Below are 19,103 nucleotides of genomic sequence, written 5' to 3' on the forward strand. Positions count from 1 at the left end.
TCATGACCACGCCAGTACATTCCCACGGACCGCTCGTCATGGAGGCCAAGGGCCTGGTCAAGCGCTACGGCAACGTCACGGCGCTGGACGGCGCGGACTTCGAACTGCGCGCCGGCGAGATCATGGCGGTGATCGGCGACAACGGCGCCGGCAAGTCATCGCTGATCAAGGCGCTCTCCGGCGCGACCATTCCCGACGAGGGCGAGGTCAAGCTCGACGGCAAGGTGATCCACTTCAAGTCGCCGATGGACGCACGCCGCGAAGGCATCGAGACGGTCTATCAAGACCTGGCCGTCGCCCCTGCGATGACCATCTCCGAAAACCTCTTCCTCGGCCGCGAGATCATCAAGGAAGGCTTCTTCTCCAGGCTGTTCCGCATCATCGACAAGAAGAAGATGCTCGACGAAAGCATCGCCCGCATGAACGACCTGAAGGTGGGCATCCGCTCGATGACGCAGGCGGTCGAGACGCTCTCCGGCGGACAGCGGCAGTGCGTGGCGGTGGCGCGCAGCGCGGCCTTCGCAAGGCACGTCGTGATCCTGGACGAACCCACGGCGGCACTCGGGGTGAAGGAGGGCAACATGGTGCTCGAACTCATCCGCCGGGTGCGCGACAAGGGCCTGCCGGTCATCCTCATCAGCCACAACATGCCGCACGTCTTCGAGATTGCCGACCGCATCCACATCGCCCGACTGGGCAAGCGGGCCTGCATCGTCAACCCGAAGAACATCAGCATGAGCGACACGGTCGCGGTGATGACCGGCGCCATGCGCGCCGAGGACCTGCCGCAGCAGGCGCTGGCCTGAACCGGGCGCGCAGTCGAAGCGAACCATGCTCAAGAACATCGACCCGTTGCTCGCACCTGAACTGCTGAAGGTGCTGTGCGAGATGGGCCACGGTGACGAGATCGTTGTGGCAGACGCCAACTTCACCGCGCATTCCCTGGGCCGCGGCAAGCCGGTCATCCGGCTGCCTGGCGTGGGGATGCGCGAGGCCTGCGCGGCAGTGCTGTCGGTGCTGCCGCTCGACGCTGCCGTGGCGCAGCCGGTGACGTTCATGCAGGTGGGCGATACGCCGCAAGGCTATCGCTCCGCCCTGCAGCGCGACGTGATCGGCCAGATGTGCGCGCGTGGCGATGCGCAGGAGTCGCAGTGCGAGGCGGTGGAGCGCTTCGCGTTCTACGAGCGTGTCGAGCGCGCATTTGCCATCGTGCAAACTGGCGAGATGCAAGCGTTTTCGAATTTCGTTTTCAAGAAGGGCGTCATTGCGCATGCCCTCGTGTCATGACCACCCTGGAGGCATCACCGCGATTGCGCCCGCGCGGTTCCAACCAGGTCGGCATGCGCCAGTTCAACGAGCGCGTGGTGCTGCAGGCGATCCGCCTGCACGGCGCGCTGCCCAAGGCCGAGATCGCGCGGGTCACGCACCTTACTGCGCAGACCGTGCAGATCATCATCGCGCGCCTCGAAGCCGATGGCCTGGTGCTCAAGCATGCACCGGTGCGCGGCAAGATCGGCCAGCCCTCCATCCCGATGGCGCTGAACCCCGACGGCGCTTACTCCATCGGCATCAAGATCGGCCGGCGCAGCCTGGACGTGCTGCTGGTCGACTTCAACGCGCAGGTGCGAGAACGCCTCACGCTCGACTACGAGTTCCCCGACCCCGATACGCTGTTCGACGAGATACGCAGCCGCCTCGCCGCGCTGCGCAAGTCGCTCGGCCCCAAGCGCGCGCAGCTGCTGCACGGCATCGGCATCGCGGCGCCGCTGTCGCTCGGCGGCTGGCAATCCTTGCTCGGCGTCGCGCCCGAGCGGGCCGGCAAGTGGAGCCGCATCGACATCCGGGCCAAGGTCGCGGCCATGACCTCGCTGCCGGTGGAAGTCGTCAAGGACACCTCTGCCGCTTGCGTGGCAGAACTGGTGGCCGGGCGCGGGCGCAGCATCCGCAGCTTTCTCTACATCTACATCGACACCTTCATCGGCGGCGGGCTGGTCATCGACAGCCACCTGCGCCACGGCGTCACCGGCAATGCCGGCGCGGTGGGCTCGATGCCGCTGGGCCTCGGCGGTGCCGACGGTGCGCCGCCGCGCCAGTTGCTGAGCGTGGCCTCGCTGTTCACGCTGGAGGCGATGTACGCGAAGGAGGGGCTCGATGCCAGCGCCTTTGCCGACGAGCGTGCGCTGCAGGCGCCCTGGCTGCAGGTCACGCAGGCATGGATGCGCGAGTCCGCCCTGGCCATCGCGCTGGCCATCGACAGCGCGGCCGCGCTGCTCGATCTCGACGGCGTGATCATCGACGGGTCCTTCAGCCGCGAGATGCTGGCCGCGTTGATGGCGCAGGTCGCGGAGGCCTTCGACCACTACAGCTGGGAAGGCGTGACGCGGCCGCAGATCCTGGCCGGCGCGATCGGCGCCGATGCGCGGGCCATCGGCGGGGCGCTGCTGCCGCTGTATGGCAACTTCGCGCCTGACCGCGACCTGTTCCTGAAGGTGGAGCGGTAGCGTTCTCCAGCCCGGCCCGCCTCAGCGTGCCTGGGCGCGGGTCAGCAGGTACTCCTCGTGAACGAGGTTGTCGCGGAAGCAGGGCGTGATCAGCGCGTCGAACTCGGCGCGCAGGCTCGCGAGCTTTGCCGGATCGGCGGCGAGGCCGTCCATGAGCTTCTGCACCGGCCCGACCCCGCGCTCCATGCTCACGCGGTAGTGCTGGGGACTGAGCGCTGGAAACACCTTGGTGCCGCGCTCGAAGGTGGCCTCACCAAAGTGTGCACCCAGCCGCTCCGCGACGATGGCCGGGTTGCCCCACTGGGGCGGCGGTGACGCCCCGGCCGGCAGCGGCGGCGAATGGCGGCCGATCAGGATGAACATCTGGCCAACGAGGTGTTCCGGCGGCCAGGTCGCGAAGGCCACCCGGCCGCCCGGCTTCAGCACGCGCCGCATCTCCGCGACGGTGACGCCAGGGCGCGGCGCGAACATGTGGCCGAACTGGCTGAGCACGACGTCGAAGGACGCGTCAGGGTAGGGCAGTTGCTCGGCATCGCCCTCGGTCCAGCCGATCTCCTCAAGGCCGGCGATGGCGGCGTTGTCGCGCGCGACGTCGAGCAGCTCGGGTGTGAGGTCGAGTGCGCAGACCTTGGCGCCGGCGCGCGCGGCGGTGATGGCGACGACGCCCGTGCCTGTTGCCACGTCGAGCACCGTTTCACCTGGCTGGATCTGTGCGAACCTGACGAGGTGCGCAGCGGTGGGCGTGGTGAAGGTGGCTGTGGGGGCGAACGATGCCCACATCTCGCGTTGGCGCTGCTTCAGGTCGGTGAAGGGGTCCTGGGTCATCGGGCCTCCGGCGCGATCGCGGGATGCGGGCGCGTCGGGACTTTACGCGGGGGCGGGGAAATGGCAAGGCCAGTTGCCGATTTGCACCAGTATCAATCGTTGCGCCTCGCGAGAGCGCGATGCCCGGGCGCAGGCCCGCGCTGGGATCAAGCAGCGAGGCAGCACGGGCTAAACCAACGCCGCCGCCATCCGTTCATTTCAATCCGCGCCGGGCCGCCAAACCTGCACCAGCGCCTTCATCTTCCCGCGGAAAGTCAGCCGGTCATTCGACAGCGCATCGATGAAGTCCGACAGCCGCTGCGACTTCACCATCGTGTAGACGGTGAGCCAGGTCGTGAAGCCGAACACCACGAAGAACCAGATCAGCTTGGTCATCAGCGGCGAGTCCGCCTCGGCCAGCAGGTTCATCCCGAGGAAGCCGGTGGTGATGGTGCCGATCAGGCCGAACAGCGTGACCACGGTCAGCCGCACCACGGTATTGGCCTGGCGCCGCAGGCTGTCGGCGTCGAGGTAGGTGTTCATCTCGGCGATGCGTTCCCTGACCTCCTCGTAGAGCGGGTCGAGGCCGAGGTGCGCGTGGCACATGTGCGAGAGCGCGCGCACCTGCGCCTGCTCGGATATCTCGTGGAACCAATAGCGGTGTGTGAAGCGCAGGAAGCGCTCGAAGTTGTGGCGGATGGCCCGCTTGAACTTCTTCACGCTCGACGCATGGTGCACGTCGAGCTTGCTCAATGCCTCCACGAGCTGGTCGGAAAAAAGCAGCAACGACGCCTTCTGGAAATGCGAGATCAGGAAGACCAGGAAGTGCTGGTGCCTGAACTGCGCCAGCACGCCGCGGTCGCGGCAGCAGAAGAACTCGGAGCGCGCATCGCCGACCACCACCAGCGAATAGCCGCTGCACATGTAGCGCGTGTTGGGTGCACTCCCCGCATCGACCCAGAAGCGGTCGTAGCAGTACTTCCGCTCGAAGTCCTCGAGGTGCGCCTCGGCGTAGGGCAGGGTGGCTTCGCTCTCGCCAACGCCGGTGACCAAGCCGAGCCGCACGTAGTCGCTGCGCGTGAGCCGGGTCGGATCGTCGAGCGAGACGTACGCCATCGTCGGCATGCGGTAGTACTCGATCTGGCGGTAGCGCAACGCGCCGGGCTCGGTGGAATGGTCGCTGACCAGCGGTTGCATCACGAAGGCCCAGTGCGCCGAGAAGCGCGGCGCACGGTGCTCGGCCACGTGCTGCAGGAAGGCCTCTCGGTTCTGCGCGTCGGAGCGCGACAACACTGTTCCGTCGGGCGCCAGCCATTCGACGCTGTGCAGACAATGCGAAGGCGAGCCGTCGGCGTCCCAGCCGGCCGGGTAGGCGCGGCCGAAGCGATACAGCACCTCCTGCGCCTGCGCCAGGCTGAGGTTGTCCGCGCCCACCTCGATGTTGAGCATCACCACGTCGACGTCGAAGAAGAAGTACAGGTCCGCGTGGATCACCTGCAACGTGATCGGCGCCTCGCCGGGTCGGGTGACAAGGCGCACGGCTGCGATGTCGTGGCGGCGGAACACGCGCATCGGCGAGTCGCCATCCTTGCCGCCGCCTTCGCGCGCCCGGCCCTCGCCGTAGAGGAAGCGCTGCACATACGGCAGGAAGCTCACGAACTCGTTGTAGTGGCGTTCGTGGAAGCGGCTGCTGTCGCCGGTGTACTCGTCCACCTCTTCCCTCCAGGGCGAATCGGCGCCGAGCTGGCGCAGCACTTGCCAGGGGCTGGGGTGTCCGCCGGGCGTGTCAGGGGTGGGCATGAGGCGCAGTGGCCAGAGCAGGATCTGGCGGAACTGCTGCACGTGGGGCGGCGAGGTGATGTGTGACATGGCCTCAGTTTATGAAGGGTGGTTGTGTCAAGGGTATTCCCTTGGCCAACTGTGAAACCGACTTCATGAAATCAAGCCCCCTCTCATTGCCACGGGCCGTCAGCGCGAGGCCATCGATGCGCTGGCTGGCTACGAGGTGAACGGCTTCATCCTCAGCACGCAGGGCCCCGGTGGCGCCCGATGCGTCCGCGTTGCGCGGCACGCCCGCGGTGCTCGTCGACCGCTGGCACGCCAGCATGGCTTCGACGAGACCGACCGGGCGCCCTTGATCGGCCCTGCCTGACCACGCCCGCGCAGCCGACCGATGCGATCGGCCGCGCCGCGCCTTCTCAACCGACCTCTGCAATCATCTCGATTTCCACGCAGGCGCCCATCGGCACCTGCGCCACGCCGAACGCGCTGCGCGCATGCGCGCCTTTCTCGCTGCCGAAGACTTCCGCGATCAACTCGCTGGCACCGTTGGTCACCAGGTGCTGTTCGGTGAAGCTGCCGGTCGAATTGACGAGGCTCATGAGCTTGACGATTCGCGTGACCTTGTTCAGGTCGCCCACTGCCGCATGCAGCGTGCCGAGCAGGTCGATGGCGACGGCGCGGGCGGCCTGCTTGCCTTCGGCCGTCTCGATGTTCACGCCGAGTTGGCCGACCCAGACCTTGCCGTCCTTCTTGGCCAGGTGCCCGGAAAGGAACACCAGGTTGCCGGTGCGAACAAAGGGCACATAGGCCGCGGCCGGCACCGAGACCGGGGGCAGGGTGATGCCGAGTTGGGACAGCTTGTCGTAAACGCTCATGAGGTCATCTCCGGAAGATCGATGATTGAAAAAGAGTACGGGCCGCCGCGCACTTCGACGCAGAGGCGGCCCCGGCTTCAGGACTGCGATTGTGATTGCGACTGCGATCGTGACTGTGACTGCGACTGCGACTGAGACAGTCCCGCATTGCGCACCGCTTCCTCCGCCAGCATGCGTGCTTCGTCGCCGAGTTCGTCGATCGGCATCACCGTCACGCCCACCTTGAGCGTGTGGCGCGAGCCGCCATGCAGCACGCCGCGCATCGGCGACACGTCGGAATAGTCACGGCCGATGGCCAGCGTCACGTAGTCCTCGCCCGGCTGCCGGCCATTGGTCGGATCGAAGTCGGCCCAGTCGCCGGCCCCGTCGATGCCCGGCAGGTAGACGGACACCCATGCATGCGAGGCATCGGCGCCCACCAGGCGGGGCTTGCCGGGCGGCGGTTGGGTCAGCAGGTAGCCGCTGACATAGCGCGCGGGCAGTCCCATGGTGCGGAAGCATCCGATCATGATGTGGGCGAAGTCCTGGCAGACGCCGCCCCGCTGGGCCAGCGCCTCGACCGCGGGCGTGTTGACTTCGGTGCTTTCGGGGTCGTAGTCGAACTCGCTGTAGATGCGCAGGCACAGGTCCATCGCGACATCGAAGGTCGCCCGGCCCGGAGCGAAACTGGGCCGCGCGTAGGACGCGAAGTCATCGTGGCGCGGCACGTAGGGCGAGGGATAGGCGAAGTCCGAGGCCGCGTCGTAGGGCGCGCCCTTGCGGTATTGAAAACGCTCGCGCACCTGCTCCCAGGGCAGTGTGCGCGCTGCGGCGGGACCGAGCACCGGGTTCGAGGTTTCCACCACGCTTTCGGCCGTGACCACCAGCTTCTGATGCGTCGTGTCCAGCGCGAAGAACGCGCGAGCGTTGCCGTAGATGTCGGGCGACGCGCTGCGCTGGGCGGGCTCCGGCGTGATCGTCAATTGGTGGCTCACCAGGCGTTGCGATGCGGTGACAAGCGGCTTCAGGTGCGCCAGGTGCTGCGCGGTTTCCACCGGGGGCGTGTAGTCGTAGCGGGTTTCGTGGGTGACGTGGAGCAGCATGGCCGGATTTTGCGCTCATGACGGGCGAAGTTGCCGGTTGGATGAGGACCGCCTGAAAGCTGGACTTCGCACGCATCAAATTGCCCGAGTCGCTCGCCGGAGGCCGAGACAGCCTGAGACAATCGCCCGGGCAATGGAACCGGGCAAGCGTCACGCCCAAGACATAAGGACAGGGAGAGAACAACATATGAATCAACCGAGGCTGCCGGGCGGGATCGACCGGGCTGCGATCGCAAGGATCGTCGCAATCGATCATCCCCACCTGCTCGACGATGAGCTGGCGGGCTGGCTCAAGGGCAGAGCGACGGGGGAAGAACCATGCCGAAAAGCAAGTTGTTCCTCCTGATCGCCGCCGGGATGAGCGCACCCGCGTGGTTCGTCGATGTCAGCGCCTTGCCGTTCACGGCGCAGTTCATCTGGTTTGGCGGCGTCATCCTCTGCGCACTGTTCGGCCTCGCCTTCCGGGCGAGCGGTAAGTAATCAGGCCCCCACGGAGCGCAACGATTCCGAAGTCAGCGTGAAGTAGCGCGTGCCGATCGCGTCGGACACGTGGTAGGCGGCTGATTCGCAGTTTTCGAAGAGGTGCACCAGCGCCGGGTATTGCGTGTCGGGGCCCGGCTCGCAGAGCTTTTCGAGCGTCCACGTGGACGGGTCGGGCAGCTCGTAGGAGAGGGCGGTCAGCTTGCCTGGCGCGCTGCCCGCGAGCCGTGCGATGCGCCCGCGCAGCGTCTGCGTCACCCAGGCGAGCGAGCGTGGGTTGTCCCCGTCGAGCACCAGCAGGTCCACCATGGTCGCGACATCGCGGCGTTGCTGGTAGCGCGCGTGGAAGGTGATGGTGCTGTCGAATAGCGCAACCATCGCTTCGAATCCCGCGACCTCATGCACCGCGCCGTTCTGGAAGCCGGCGGCCAGCGCGCTTGAAAGGAAGGCCAGCCGTTCGATGTGCCGCCCGATCGACAGCAGCCGCCATGCATCGTCGCGCGTCATGCGGTCGGTCTGCGCGCCGGTCATCGCGGCCAGCGCGGCGCTGGCGCCTTCGAGCGAACGCAGCGCGGCGCCGATCGCATAGCTGCCTTCGCCCGCTTCGCCGGCCTGCTCGGCGGTGCGGCGCAGGAACTCCGCTTCGGCCCGCACGATCTGGGTCCAATGGTCCTGCGACAGACGCTCGCGCACGGCCGCCGCCGCCTCGCGCACGCAGCGCAGGCTGAAGCCGACACTGCCACCGCGTTCCACGTCGCCCAGTTCGGCAATCAACACGCGCTCGAACACGCGCCGTGATTTCGGCCCGCCGGGCACCTCGGGCGGCACCAGGGCGTTGCGCAAGGCGAGCCGATGCAGCCAGCCGAGCAACTGGCGCGAGGACTGGTCTTCGCCACCCAGCAAGTCGAGCGTGAGCCGCGCCAGGCGCACGGCGTTTTCGGCGCGCTCGGTGTAGCGGCCGAGCCAGAACATGTTCTCCGCGGCACGGCTGGTCACCGGCGCGCGATGGCGGGCCAGGGAGGCGGGCGTCGACTGCGGATGCAGCAGCGAGGTGCGGTCGACGTGGCCGTTGGTCTGCACCCAGACGTCGGCGCTGCTGCCGCCGCGCTGCATCGACGCGATCTGCGCGTCCGCGCCGGCCAGCCGCGCCAGCCCGCCCGGCAGCACGCGCCAGGACTGCGCGCCATCGCTCACCGCGAACACGCGCAGCAGGACCGCGCGCGGTGCGATGTGGCCGGGACCGAAGTCCTGCGCCCAGGTGGGCATCTGCGACAGCGGCAGGTAGCTTTGCACGGTGTGCGCATCGCCGCCGCGCACGATCCGGCCCGCCCATTCGTCCAGTTCGCGGCGGCTCAATCGGCTGCCGAGCACCGGCTCGAAGGTGTCGTGCGAAGCCGAGCCGGTGTAGGTCGGCTTGATGGCGCAGTCGCCGAGCTGCGGCAGCACTGCTTCCAGGGCGGCACGCTCGCCGCACCACCAGGTCGGCAACGCAGGCAACTGCAGCCGTTCGCCGATCAGGTGGCGCGCCAGCGCGGGGAGAAAGCCGAGCAACGCGGGCGATTCGAGGAAGGCGGAGCCCGGCATGTTGGCCACCAGCACGTTGCCGGCGCGAATGGCCTGCAGCAGGCCGGGTACGCCGAGCGTGGAATCGGGCTTGAGTTCGAGCGGATCGAGGTACTGGTCGTCCAGCCGCTTGATCAGGCCGTGCACCGGGCGCAGGCCCTGCAAGGTCTTGAGGTAGAGGCGCTGGTCGCGCACGGTGAGGTCATTGCCCTCGACCAGCGTGATGCCGAGGTAGCGCGCCAGGTAGGCATGCTCGAAATAGGTTTCGTTGTAGGGGCCGGGCGTCAGCAGCGCGATGTGGGGCGGGGCGCCGGCCGGGCAGATCTTCTGCAGGCCTTCCATCAGTGCGCTGTAGGTGGCGGCCAGGCGCTGCACGTGGAGCGCCTCGAAGGCCTGCGGGAACTGGCGCGAGATGGCCAGGCGGTTCTCCAGCAGGTAGCCGAGGCCCGAAGGCGCCTGCGTGCGTTGCGAGACCACCCACCAGTTGCCGTCCGGTCCGCGCGCCAGGTCGAAGCCTGCGATGTGCAGCCAGGTGTCGCCCGGCGGCTTGACGCCATGCATCGCCCGCAGGTAGCCGGGATGCCCACGCACCAGCGCGGCCGGCAGCAGGCCCTCGGCCAGCAACTGCTGCGGGCCATAGACATCGGCCAGCACGCGGTCGAGCACGCGCACGCGCTGCTGCACGCCGGCCTCTATCTGGGCCCAGCTCTCGGGCGAGATGATCAAGGGGAACAGGTCCAGCGACCACGGGCGTTGCGGGCCGTCGCCGTCGGCATAGACGTTGTAGGTGACGCCGTTGTCGCGGATCTGGCGCGCCAGGCTGACGGCGCGGCGCGGCAGGTCGCCGAAGCCGCCCGATCCGAGCTCGTCGAAGAACTGCGACCAGCCGGACGTCAACGGTGGGCGCGTCGGCGAGGGCGACGCTTCGGGCTGCGGCACGGGCGGCGCCTGCGCGGCGTCGTGCAAGGGTGCGACCGGTTGCGAAGGCAGGCTGTTGCGCGGTGCGTTCAGCGGCGTTGCCGCGCCCCTCAGTTCGTCGAAATGGCCGGCGTGCGCGGGCGGTGCGAGCGCCGAGGCCAAGGCGGCGGGCGCCTCCAGCGAGGCGTTGCCGAAGAGGGAGTCGTTCATGGGTTCCACAGTGGGCCGATTGTCACATTGCCGTCATGGGCATTGGGCAGCGGCCCCGGTGGAAACATGTGCCTAACGTCGCAGGTCGAGCGTGAACGGGAACTCGCGGCTGCCCGCCAACTCGATGGTCGCCGGGGGCGTGCTCAGCAGGCCGGGCGTGTGGCCCATGCGTGCAAAGCGTGAATGGCGGCGGCTCTCGGCCTCGTAGGCATTGACCGGGAAGGTCTCGTAGTTGCGGCCACCCGGGTGCGCGACGAAGTACTGGCAACCGCCCAGCGACCGCTTCATCCAGGTATCGACGATGTCGAAGGTCAGCGGCGCATGCGCGGGGATGCTCGGGTGCAGCGCAGACGGCGGGTTCCAGGCCTTGTAGCGCACCCCGGCCACGAACTCGCCCACGGTGCCGGTCGGCTGCAGCGGCAGCACCTTGCCATTGACGGTGATCACGTGTCGGCTTTCGTTGAGACCGGTGACGCGCACCTCGATGCGCTCCAGCGACGAGTCGACGTAGCGCACGGTGCCGCCGGCCGAGCCTTCCTCGCCCATCACATGCCATGGTTCCAGCGCGTTGCGCAGCGAAAGCTCCACACCCATCGCCTGCACCTGGCCCACGAGCGGGAAGCGGAACTCGAAGTGCGGCGCGAACCAGTCGACATCGAAGGCGAAGCCGGCCTGCTTCATCTCGGCGATGACATCGTCGAAGTCCATCTTGACGAAGGTCGGCAGCAGGAAGCGGTCATGCAGCTCGGTGCCCCAGCGCGTCATCGGCGCCTTGCAGGGCGCGTCCCAGAAGCGGGCTACCAGCGCGCGGATCAGCAACTGCTGCGCGATGCTCATGCGCGCGTGGGGTGGCATTTCGAAGGCACGCAGCTCCAGCAGTCCGAGGCGGCCGGTACTCGAATCCGGCGAGTAGAGCTTGTCGATGCAGAACTCGCTGCGGTGCGTGTTGCCCGACACGTCGATCAGGATGTTGCGCAGTGTGCGGTCGACCAGCCAGGCCGGCATGTTCTGTCCGTAGATCTCGCGGTTCTTCGCGATTTCCTTGAGCGCGATCTCCAGTTCGTAGACCTGGTCGTTGCGGGCCTCGTCCACGCGCGGCGCCTGGCTCGTCGGGCCGATGAACATGCCCGAGAACAGGTACGACAGCGACGGATGGTTGTGCCAGTACAGCAGCAGGCTGGCGAGCAGTTCGGGCCGGCGCAGGAAGGGGCTGTCCGCCGGCGTGGCGCCGCCCATCACGAAGTGGTTGCCGCCGCCGGTGCCGGTGTGGCGCCCGTCGGTCATGAACTTCTCGGCCGAAAGGCGCGTCTCGAAGGCCGCGTTGTAGAGGAACTCGGTGTGGTCGACCAGTTCCTTCCAGTTGTTGGCCGGGTGGATGTTGACCTCGATCACGCCGGGGTCGGGCGTGACGGCCAGCACCTTCAGGCGTGGATCGCGCGGCGGCGGATAGCCCTCCATGACGATCTTCACGCCAAGCTGCGTGGCCGTGGCCTCGACGGCCGCGACCAGGTCGAGGTAGTCCTCCAGGCGGGCCAGCGGCGGCATGAAGATGTAGAGCACGCCGGAGGCAGCGCCGACCTTTTCCGCAGCCGGGCCGTTGGCGCGGCGCGGGTCGCGAACTTCCACGCACAGTGCGGTGCGCGTGACCCAGTGGGCCGACTCGCCTCGACGTGGCTGGCGGGTTCCGTCCGCGATGCTGGCATCGAAGGGCGAGGGCTTGCCGGAGCCCTGCATCTTCAGTGCCGTGCCCGCTGCGGGCGGCGTGCCGAAGGCATAAGGAACGGACGCCAGGTCGCCGGTTCCACTGCCGGGCGTGGTGGCCGGTGCATAGGCCGTGCCGCGGCCTGCCCCATTGGCGGATGCGTATGCCGTGCCGAGGCCTGCGCCGCTCGCGGGTGCGGTCGCGGTGGCGGCATAGCGTGCCTGGTACTGGGCCGCCGTCGGCAATGCGGCGCGGGGTGCGGTCGGGTCGCGGTCGACCAGGTAGGGGTAGTCGCCCTTGCTCGCCCACGGTTGCGAATCGAGCGGCAGGCGGTAGCCCATCGGCGAGTCGCCCGGAATGAGGAACAGGCGGTCGTCGCGCAGGAACCAGGGGCCGGTCTTCCAGCCGGGGCCTTCGAGCGGCGGTGCATCGCTTTCCGCGCTGGCTGGTTCGATCGGCAGCATGTAGCCGATGACCGCGTCGAGCTTCTGCGTGAACACGCGGCGCAGGCGCACGCGTTCCATCTCGTCTTCGAGCTTGGACTCGAACACGTCGACGTTGACCGGCAGGCGACGTTCGCGCCAGAGGTAGTAGTAGACGTCTTCGTAGCCGGGCTGGATGAAGCGCTCGGTCAGGCCCAGCTTGTGGGCCAGCACGGTGGTGAAGCGGCGTGCGTCTTCGCTGGTGTAGTGCGTGGGCACGCGCTCGTCGGCGAACAGTTCGGGGTCGTGCCACAGGCGCTGGCCGTCGGTGCGCCAGAAGATCGACAGGGCCCAGCGCGGCAATTGCTCGCCCGGGTACCACTTGCCCTGGCCGAAGTGCAGGAAGCCGCCGTCGCCGTATTCGGCGCGCAGCTTGTGCACGAGTTCGGTGGCATAGCCGCGCTTCGTGGGGCCGAGCGCGTCGGTGTTCCACTCGGGCGCGTCGCGGTCGCTGGTGGCCACGTAGGTGGGCTCGCCGCCCATGGTCAGGCGCACGTCGCCGTCGACCAGGCGCTTGTCGACCGCCTCGCCGAGCTTGAGCACATCGGCCCATTGCTCGTCGGTGTAGGGCAGGGTGACGCGCGGCGATTCGTAGATGCGCGTGACCTTCATCTCGTGGCCGAAGTCGACCTCGGCATCGTCGACCACGCCTTCGATGGGCGCGGCGCTCGATGGTGTGGGCGTGCAGGCGAGAGGGATGTGGCCTTCGCCGGCCAGCAGGCCGGAGGTGGCGTCGAGGCCGATCCAGCCGGCGCCCGGCAGGAATACTTCGCACCAGGCGTGCAGATCGGTGAAGTCGACGGTGGTGCCGCTGGGGCCGTCGAGCGCCTTCACGTCCGGCGTGAGCTGGATCAGGTAGCCGGAGACGAAGCGCGCGGCCAGGCCGCAATGGCGCAACAGTTGCACCAGCAGCCAGCCGGAGTCGCGGCAGGAGCCGCTGGCATTGGTCAGCGTTTCTTCCGGCGTCTGCACGCCGGGCTCCATGCGGATCAGGTAGTTGATGTCCTTCTGGACCTGCTGGTTGATGCCGACCAGGAAGTCGATGGTGCGCTGTTCCTTGCGGTCGACCTTGGCGAGGTAGGCCTTGAACAGCGGCGTGGGTTCGTCCTTGACGAGGTAAGGCGCGAGCTCTTCTGCCTGCGATTCCGTGTACTTGAACGGGAAGTTTTCCGCTTGCGGCTCCAGAAAGAAGTCGAACGGGTTGTAGACCGCCATCTCGACGACGAGGTCGACGGTAACCTTGAACTCGCGCGTCTTTTCCGGGAAGACCAGCCGTGCCTGGTAGTTGGCGAACGGGTCCTGCATCCAGTTGACGAAATGATCGGCTGGCTCGACTTGCAGCGAATACGAGATGACGTTGCTGCGGCAATGCGGCGCGGGCCGCAGTCGCACAACCTGCGGCCCCAATTGCACGGGGCGGTCGTATTTGTAGTGGGTGACGTGGTGGAGCGCGGCGTGAATGGACATGTTTTGAAGTGTCGTGAAGGGGCGCCAGTGGCGCACGCATACTAGCCCACAAGCAAGCAATTAACGCGCCAAAGCGCGAAGGGACGGAGTGGGAAACGTGGGGCGGAAGAGACGTTGATGGAGGCCGTCGGGGAGGAACAAGACACCGGCCAGCGCCGCCCGTGGGCCTTTGCCGCGATGGCCGGGTCGGTGCTGGGCGCCGCGCTGCAACTGCAGCAGCGGGAACTGTGGGCGCTCGCGGTTTATGCGGCGATGGCATTGGCAGCGTTGTTTGCCTTGTGGGTCTTGCAACGCCTGCGCCATCGGGGTGCCCGTGCGACCGGGCTGCTCGCGCTGCTCTTGGGGGCCGCCCTGGCCTTTGGCCTGGCCGGTACGCGAGCCGTGCTGTATGCCGATGGGGCGCTGGATCCGGACATCGAGGGGCGCGACGTGGAAGTGGTCGGGGTCGTCGCGCAGATGCCGCAGCGGGGCGAGGGCGCCTTGCGTTTTCGGCTCGATGTCGAATCGGCACGCTGGGTGGGCAGGGAGGCGCCTTCGACCGGGCCTGCTGGATGGCCCACGAAACTTGCGCTCGGCTGGTACGCCGAGAACACGGGCCTGTGGGGCCGGCCCGTGCGAGACGAGAACCAGGCCCCGGCGCCCTCGATGCCGGCTGAACTGCACGCGGGCGAACGCTGGCGCATGACGGTTCGACTGCGTGCACCGCACGGCAACCTCAACCCGCACGGCTTCGACTACGAGTTGCTGATGTGGGAGCAGGGCGTTCGCGCCGCCGGCTATGTGCGTGCCGGCAGCAACGACGCGCCGCCCATGCGCCTGGGCATGACGTGGCAGCACCCGGTAGAACGCGCCCGCGAGTGGGTGCGCGACGCGGTCTTCGAGCGGGTGGCCGACAAGCGATCGGCCGGCGTCATCGCCGCGCTCATCACCGGCGACCAGAGCGCGATCGACCGCGCCGACTGGGACATCTTCCGCGCGACGGGCGTGGCGCACTTGATGAGCATCTCGGGACTCCACATCACCATGTTCGCCTGGCTGGCCGCGGCGCTGGTGGGAGCGCTGTGGCGGCGCAGCACGCGCTGCATGCTGCTATGGCCCGCGCCGCAGGTTGCGCTGGTCGGCGGCGTGCTGCTGGCCGCGCTGTATGCGCTGTTCAGCGGCTGGGGCGTGCCGTCGCAACGCACGGTGAGCATGCTGGCGACGCTGGCGCTGCTGCGCCTCACCGGCCGGCGGTGGCCGGCGCCGAACCTGTGGCTCTGCACCTGCGCGGTGGTGGTCGCGCTCGACCCCTGGGCCTTGACGCAGGCCGGCTTCTGGCTCAGCTTCGTCGCGGTGGGGGTGCTGTTCGCGACCGATGCGGGTGAGTCGCCGGCCGGCAGGACGAGCTTCGTGGCGCGCCTACTGCGCATGCTGCGCGAGCAATGGGTGGTCACGCTCGCGCTGGCGCCGCTGACCTTGCTGCTGTTCCAGCAAGTCTCGCTGGTCGGGCTGCTGGCCAACACCTTCGCGATCCCATGGGTGACGCTGGTGGTGACGCCGCTGGCGATGCTGGGCGTGGCCATCCCACCTTTGTGGGATGTCGCCGCCTGGACCGTGCAGGGCCTGGGCGACTTCCTGCAATGGCTGGCAGCTTGGCCGCTGGCCACCGTTTCCACCGGGGCGCCGCCCGCATGGCTGGCGCTCTGCGGGGTTGCGGGCGGGGTGCTGTTGGCCATGCGGCTGCCATTGGCGATGCGTGCGCTCGGACTGCCGCTGCTGTTGTCGGCCTTGCTCTGGCAGCCGGGACGTCCCGAGCCTGGCGAGTTCGACCTGTTGGCGGCGGACATCGGCCAGGGCAACGCCGTGCTGGTGCGCACCGCGCACCATGCCCTGCTGTACGACACCGGCCCCCGCTACAGCCTGGAGAGCGACGCCGGCCAGCGGGTGCTGGTGCCCTTGCTGCGGGCCCTGGACGTGCGCCTCGACACGGTGGTGCTGAGCCATCGCGATGCCGATCACACAGGCGGTGCACCGGCCGTGCTGGCCACGCAGCCGCAGGCGGCGCTGCGCAGTTCGATCGAGGAAATGCACCCCCTGCAGGAATTGCGTCGTTCGGACAAGTGCGTGGCAGGCCAGCATTGGGAATGGGACGGCGTCCGCTTCGAGTTCCTGCATCCGGTGGCTGCCGACTATGAAAGCGCCACCAAGCCGAACGCGATCTCGTGCGTGCTGCGCATCGACAACGGGCGCGCCAGCGCGCTGCTGGCCGGCGACATCGAGCGCGACCAGGAAAGCGCCCTGGTGAAGCGCGATCCCGGCTTGCGTGCCGACGTGCTGCTGGCGCCGCACCACGGCAGCAAGACCTCGTCGAGCGCGTTGCTGCTCGATACGCTGAAACCGCGCATCGCACTCGTGCAGGCCGGCTACCGCAACCGCTTCGGCCATCCCGCCGACGAGGTGACGAAGCGCTACGAGGCGCGCGGCATCGCGGTGGTCGATTCGCCACATTGCGGCGCGATCGCCTGGCAAAGCACGTCGCCCGCGGCCTGGGAGTGCGAGCGCGCGGTCGCCCGGCGCTATTGGCGGCACGTGCCGCGGTGATCGCGCAATCGGGTTGACAAAGGCAGGCAATTGGCCTCGAACTTGCTAAGCTATGTGCGAAGGAGATTGGTCGCTCTATGCACAAATTTGACGAGATGTACGAGTCGCAGCCTTACGCAGGCGCTGCGATCCGAAGCCACTACCAGCGCTACGACCAATGGCTGGCGAAGCAACCGGGCGAGGTGATGCGCTCGCGGCGCGAAGAGGCGGAGATGATTTTTCGCCGGGTCGGCATCACCTTCGCGGTGTATGGCGCCAAGGACGAGGATGGCGCCGGCACCGAGCGGCTGATCCCGTTCGACCTGCTGCCGCGCATCATCCCGGCCGACGAATGGGCCGAGATGGAAAAGGGGCTGGTGCAGCGCGTCAATGCGCTCAACCGCTTCATCCACGACGTCTACCACGACCAGGAAATCATCAAGGCCGGCATCATCCCCGCCGAGCAGATCAAGGACAACGCGCAATTCCGCCCCGAGATGATGGGCGTGCATGTGCCGCACGACGTCTATTCGAGCATCGCCGGCATCGACATCGTGCGGGCCCCGGACGCCAACGGCAGCGGCGAGTACTACGTGCTCGAAGACAACCTGCGCGTACCCAGCGGCGTGAGCTACATGCTCGAGAACCGCAAGATGATGATGCGGCTCTTCCCCGAGCTGTTCAACCAGAACCGCGTCGCGCCTGTCGCGCACTACCCCGACCTGCTGCTGGAAACCCTGCGCGCCATCGCCCCGCCGGCCACGCCCGAGCCCACGGTGGTGGTGCTCACGCCCGGCATGTACAACAGCGCCTACTTCGAGCATGCCTTCCTGGCCCAGCAGATGGGCGTGGAACTGGTCGAGGGACAGGACCTGTTCGTCAAGGACGACTTCGTCTACATGCGGACCACGCGGGGGCCGAGGCGGGTCGACGTGATCTACCGCCGCGTCGACGACGACTTCCTCGACCCCGAGGTGTTCCGCCCCACGTCCACGCTCGGTTGCGCCGGCCTGATGCGCGCCTACCGCGCCGGCAATGTCGCCATCTCCAATGCCGTGGGCACCGGCGTGGCCGACGACAAGTCGATCTATCCCTACGTGCCGAAGATGATCGAGTTCTACCTGAACGAAAAGCCGATCCTCAAGAACGTGCCCACCTACATGTGCCGCAACAAGGACGAACTGGAGTACGTCATCTCGAACATGAAGGACCTGGTCGTGAAGGAAGTGCACGGCGCTGGCGGTTACGGCATGCTGATCGGCCCGGCCGCGACGCAGGCCGAGATAGAGGACTTCAAGAAGGCCGTGCTGGCCAAGCCCGACGGCTACATCGCGCAGCCCACGCTGAGCCTTTCCAGTTCCCCCACCTTCGTCGACGCCGGCATCGCGCCGCGCCACATCGACCTGCGGCCCTTCGTGCTGTCGGGCAAGGAAGTGCAGATGGTGCCGGGCGGCCTCACCCGGGTGGCGCTGAAGGAAGGCTCGCTGGTGGTCAACTCCTCGCAGGGCGGCGGCACCAAGGACACCTGGGTGCTCGAAGCGGACCGGCGCCCGGCCGCAGCGCCCGCGGCGCCTTCGCAATCGCAAAAGCAATCGGCATAACGACAAACGGAAAGCTCACAGATGCTGTCTCGCACCGCCGATCACCTCTACTGGATGTCGCGCTACACCGAGCGCGCGGAGAACACCGCGCGCATGCTCGATGTCAACTACCAGACCTCGCTGCTGCCGCAGTCGGCCGAAGTCGCGCAGCACGGTTGGCAAGGCCTGCTCTCCATCAGCGAACTGCTGCCTTCGTATCGCAAGACGCACGAGCAGATCGTTCCGCAACAGGTCATGGAGTTCATGGTCAAGGACGAGGACAACCCGTCGTCGATCCTGTCCTGCCTGCGCGCCGCCCGCGAGAACGCGCGCGCCGTGCGCGGTGCGCTGACCACCGAAGCCTGGGAAACGCAGAACACGACCTGGCTGGAAGTGAACCGCATGCTGCGCGCGGGCGATTTCGAACGCGACCCGGGCCAGTTCTTCGAATGGGTCAAGTTCCGCTCGCACCTGTCGCGCGGCGTCACGCTCGGCACGATGCTGCAGGACGAGGCCTTCTACTTCTCGCGCCTGGGCACCTTCCTGGAGCGTGCCGACAACACGGCGCGCCTGGTCGACGTGAAGTTCCATGCAATGAACAGCGAGTTCTTCGGCCAGGGCGCCAGCGACCAGGAGTACGACTTCTATCACTGGAGCGCGATCCTGCGCAGCGTCTCGGCCTTCGAGGTGTACCGCAAGGTGTACCGTGACGTGATCAAGCCGGAGCGCGTGGCCGAGTTGCTGATCCTGCGCGCCGACATGCCCCGTTCATTGCATGCGAGCCTGGCGGAGGTGGTGGCGAACCTGGCGAAGGTGGCGAACGACCAAAGTGCGGAGACGCAGCGGCGTGCGGGCAAGCTGCTGGCCGATTTGCAGTACGCGCGGGTGGACGAGATCCTGGCGACGGGGTTGCATGCGTACCTGACGCAGTTCCTGGATCGGGTAAATGAGCTGGGGTGGCGGATCAGCCAGGATTTCCTGGTGCCGACGCACTGACCGAAGGCGTGAATCTTTCTACTGCGGCCACCGATCTCGGGCCTGCGCTCCTCGCCGTACCAAAGTACGGCTGCGGTGCTTGACCCGGCCTCGGCGCCCTCG

The 19,103-nt window shown here is 67.6% G+C and carries 13 protein-coding genes; 7 read left to right on the plus strand and 6 right to left on the minus strand.

The genetic code is table 11. The features are described from left to right. The first annotated feature begins 2 nt into the window (after positions 1-2). The 3 genes from HB681_RS04325 to HB681_RS04335 are packed head-to-tail and all read left to right on the plus strand — an operon-like array spanning position 3 to position 2,501. On the plus strand, positions 3-806 hold the full coding sequence (locus HB681_RS04325) for an ATP-binding cassette domain-containing protein (protein ID WP_213953535.1): 804 nt from the start codon (positions 3-5) through the stop codon (positions 804-806). Positions 807-831: 25 nt separating this feature from the next. Beyond that, entirely contained in the window at positions 832-1,287 is a 456-nt protein-coding gene (locus HB681_RS04330) for an RbsD/FucU domain-containing protein (RefSeq protein ID WP_213953536.1), read from the plus strand. Beyond that, a complete protein-coding gene (locus tag HB681_RS04335; RefSeq protein WP_213953537.1) occupies positions 1,284-2,501 on the plus strand; it encodes an ROK family transcriptional regulator in 1,218 nt (405 codons plus the stop codon). The genes HB681_RS04330 and HB681_RS04335 overlap by 4 nt, the downstream gene beginning before the upstream one ends. A gap of 21 nt (positions 2,502-2,522) precedes the next feature. On the opposite strand, the gene HB681_RS04340 is transcribed toward HB681_RS04335, so the two are convergent. The 4 genes from HB681_RS04340 to HB681_RS04355 form a co-directional block, all read right to left on the minus strand. Beyond that, complete coding sequence (locus tag HB681_RS04340) at positions 2,523-3,326, minus strand: methyltransferase domain-containing protein (RefSeq protein WP_213953538.1); 804 nt, start codon at positions 3,324-3,326, stop codon at positions 2,523-2,525. A 198-nt stretch (positions 3,327-3,524) separates the two neighbouring features. Next, the gene (locus tag HB681_RS04345; protein WP_213953539.1) at positions 3,525-5,174 is read right to left on the minus strand and encodes a hypothetical protein; all 1,650 of its coding nucleotides are present in this window, start codon (positions 5,172-5,174) and stop codon (positions 3,525-3,527) included. 329 nt (positions 5,175-5,503) lie between these two features. Continuing rightward, a complete protein-coding gene (locus tag HB681_RS04350) occupies positions 5,504-5,962 on the minus strand; it encodes a RidA family protein (RefSeq protein ID WP_213953540.1) in 459 nt (152 codons plus the stop codon). Positions 5,963-6,039: 77 nt separating this feature from the next. Next, positions 6,040-7,044 carry a transglutaminase family protein gene (locus tag HB681_RS04355; protein ID WP_213953541.1) on the minus strand — a complete coding sequence of 335 codons (1,005 nt, stop codon included), beginning with the start codon at positions 7,042-7,044 and terminating at the stop codon, positions 6,040-6,042. A gap of 318 nt (positions 7,045-7,362) precedes the next feature. Between HB681_RS04355 and HB681_RS04360 the strand changes: the two genes are divergently transcribed. Beyond that, complete coding sequence (locus HB681_RS04360) at positions 7,363-7,524, plus strand: hypothetical protein (RefSeq protein ID WP_213953542.1); 162 nt, start codon at positions 7,363-7,365, stop codon at positions 7,522-7,524. On the opposite strand, the gene HB681_RS04365 is transcribed toward HB681_RS04360, so the two are convergent. Both HB681_RS04365 and HB681_RS04370 read right to left on the minus strand, forming a co-directional pair. Then, positions 7,525-10,215 (minus strand): circularly permuted type 2 ATP-grasp protein, encoded by a 2,691-nt coding sequence (locus HB681_RS04365; protein ID WP_213953543.1) that lies wholly within the window; start codon positions 10,213-10,215, stop codon positions 7,525-7,527. Between the two features lie 72 nt (positions 10,216-10,287). Beyond that, positions 10,288-13,866 carry a transglutaminase family protein gene (locus HB681_RS04370; RefSeq protein ID WP_213953544.1) on the minus strand — a complete coding sequence of 1,193 codons (3,579 nt, stop codon included), beginning with the start codon at positions 13,864-13,866 and terminating at the stop codon, positions 10,288-10,290. Between the two features lie 117 nt (positions 13,867-13,983). Here HB681_RS04370 and HB681_RS04375 point away from each other — a divergent pair, with 117 nt between their 5' ends. The 3 genes from HB681_RS04375 to HB681_RS04385 all read left to right on the plus strand — a co-directional run bounded on the left by HB681_RS04375 (position 13,984) and on the right by HB681_RS04385 (position 19,001). Then, positions 13,984-16,446 carry a DNA internalization-related competence protein ComEC/Rec2 gene (locus HB681_RS04375; RefSeq protein WP_256734812.1) on the plus strand — a complete coding sequence of 821 codons (2,463 nt, stop codon included), beginning with the start codon at positions 13,984-13,986 and terminating at the stop codon, positions 16,444-16,446. Positions 16,447-16,523: 77 nt separating this feature from the next. Then, positions 16,524-18,026, plus strand: coding sequence for a circularly permuted type 2 ATP-grasp protein (locus HB681_RS04380; RefSeq protein ID WP_213953545.1), 1,503 nt, complete (start codon positions 16,524-16,526; stop codon positions 18,024-18,026). 21 nt (positions 18,027-18,047) lie between these two features. After that, positions 18,048-19,001 (plus strand): alpha-E domain-containing protein, encoded by a 954-nt coding sequence (locus HB681_RS04385; protein ID WP_213953546.1) that lies wholly within the window; start codon positions 18,048-18,050, stop codon positions 18,999-19,001. Positions 19,002-19,103 lie beyond the last annotated feature (102 nt).

Source organism: Variovorax sp. dw_954 (genome assembly GCF_018449755.1).
In the GTDB taxonomy this organism is placed as follows: Bacteria; Pseudomonadota; Gammaproteobacteria; order Burkholderiales; family Burkholderiaceae_C; genus Variovorax.

Coding starts and splice junctions, on each gene's coding strand:
- HB681_RS04325 (WP_213953535.1), top strand. CDS start 3: ATGACCACGCCAGTACATTCCCACGGACCGCTCGTCATGGAGGCCAAG.
- HB681_RS04330 (WP_213953536.1), top strand. CDS start 832: ATGCTCAAGAACATCGACCCGTTGCTCGCACCTGAACTGCTGAAGGTG.
- HB681_RS04335 (WP_213953537.1), top strand. CDS start 1,284: ATGACCACCCTGGAGGCATCACCGCGATTGCGCCCGCGCGGTTCCAAC.
- HB681_RS04340 (WP_213953538.1), bottom strand. CDS start 3,326: ATGACCCAGGACCCCTTCACCGACCTGAAGCAGCGCCAACGCGAGATG.
- HB681_RS04345 (WP_213953539.1), bottom strand. CDS start 5,174: ATGTCACACATCACCTCGCCGCCCCACGTGCAGCAGTTCCGCCAGATC.
- HB681_RS04350 (WP_213953540.1), bottom strand. CDS start 5,962: ATGAGCGTTTACGACAAGCTGTCCCAACTCGGCATCACCCTGCCCCCG.
- HB681_RS04355 (WP_213953541.1), bottom strand. CDS start 7,044: ATGCTGCTCCACGTCACCCACGAAACCCGCTACGACTACACGCCCCCG.
- HB681_RS04360 (WP_213953542.1), top strand. CDS start 7,363: ATGCCGAAAAGCAAGTTGTTCCTCCTGATCGCCGCCGGGATGAGCGCA.
- HB681_RS04365 (WP_213953543.1), bottom strand. CDS start 10,215: ATGAACGACTCCCTCTTCGGCAACGCCTCGCTGGAGGCGCCCGCCGCC.
- HB681_RS04370 (WP_213953544.1), bottom strand. CDS start 13,866: ATGTCCATTCACGCCGCGCTCCACCACGTCACCCACTACAAATACGAC.
- HB681_RS04375 (WP_256734812.1), top strand. CDS start 13,984: ATGGAGGCCGTCGGGGAGGAACAAGACACCGGCCAGCGCCGCCCGTGG.
- HB681_RS04380 (WP_213953545.1), top strand. CDS start 16,524: ATGCACAAATTTGACGAGATGTACGAGTCGCAGCCTTACGCAGGCGCT.
- HB681_RS04385 (WP_213953546.1), top strand. CDS start 18,048: ATGCTGTCTCGCACCGCCGATCACCTCTACTGGATGTCGCGCTACACC.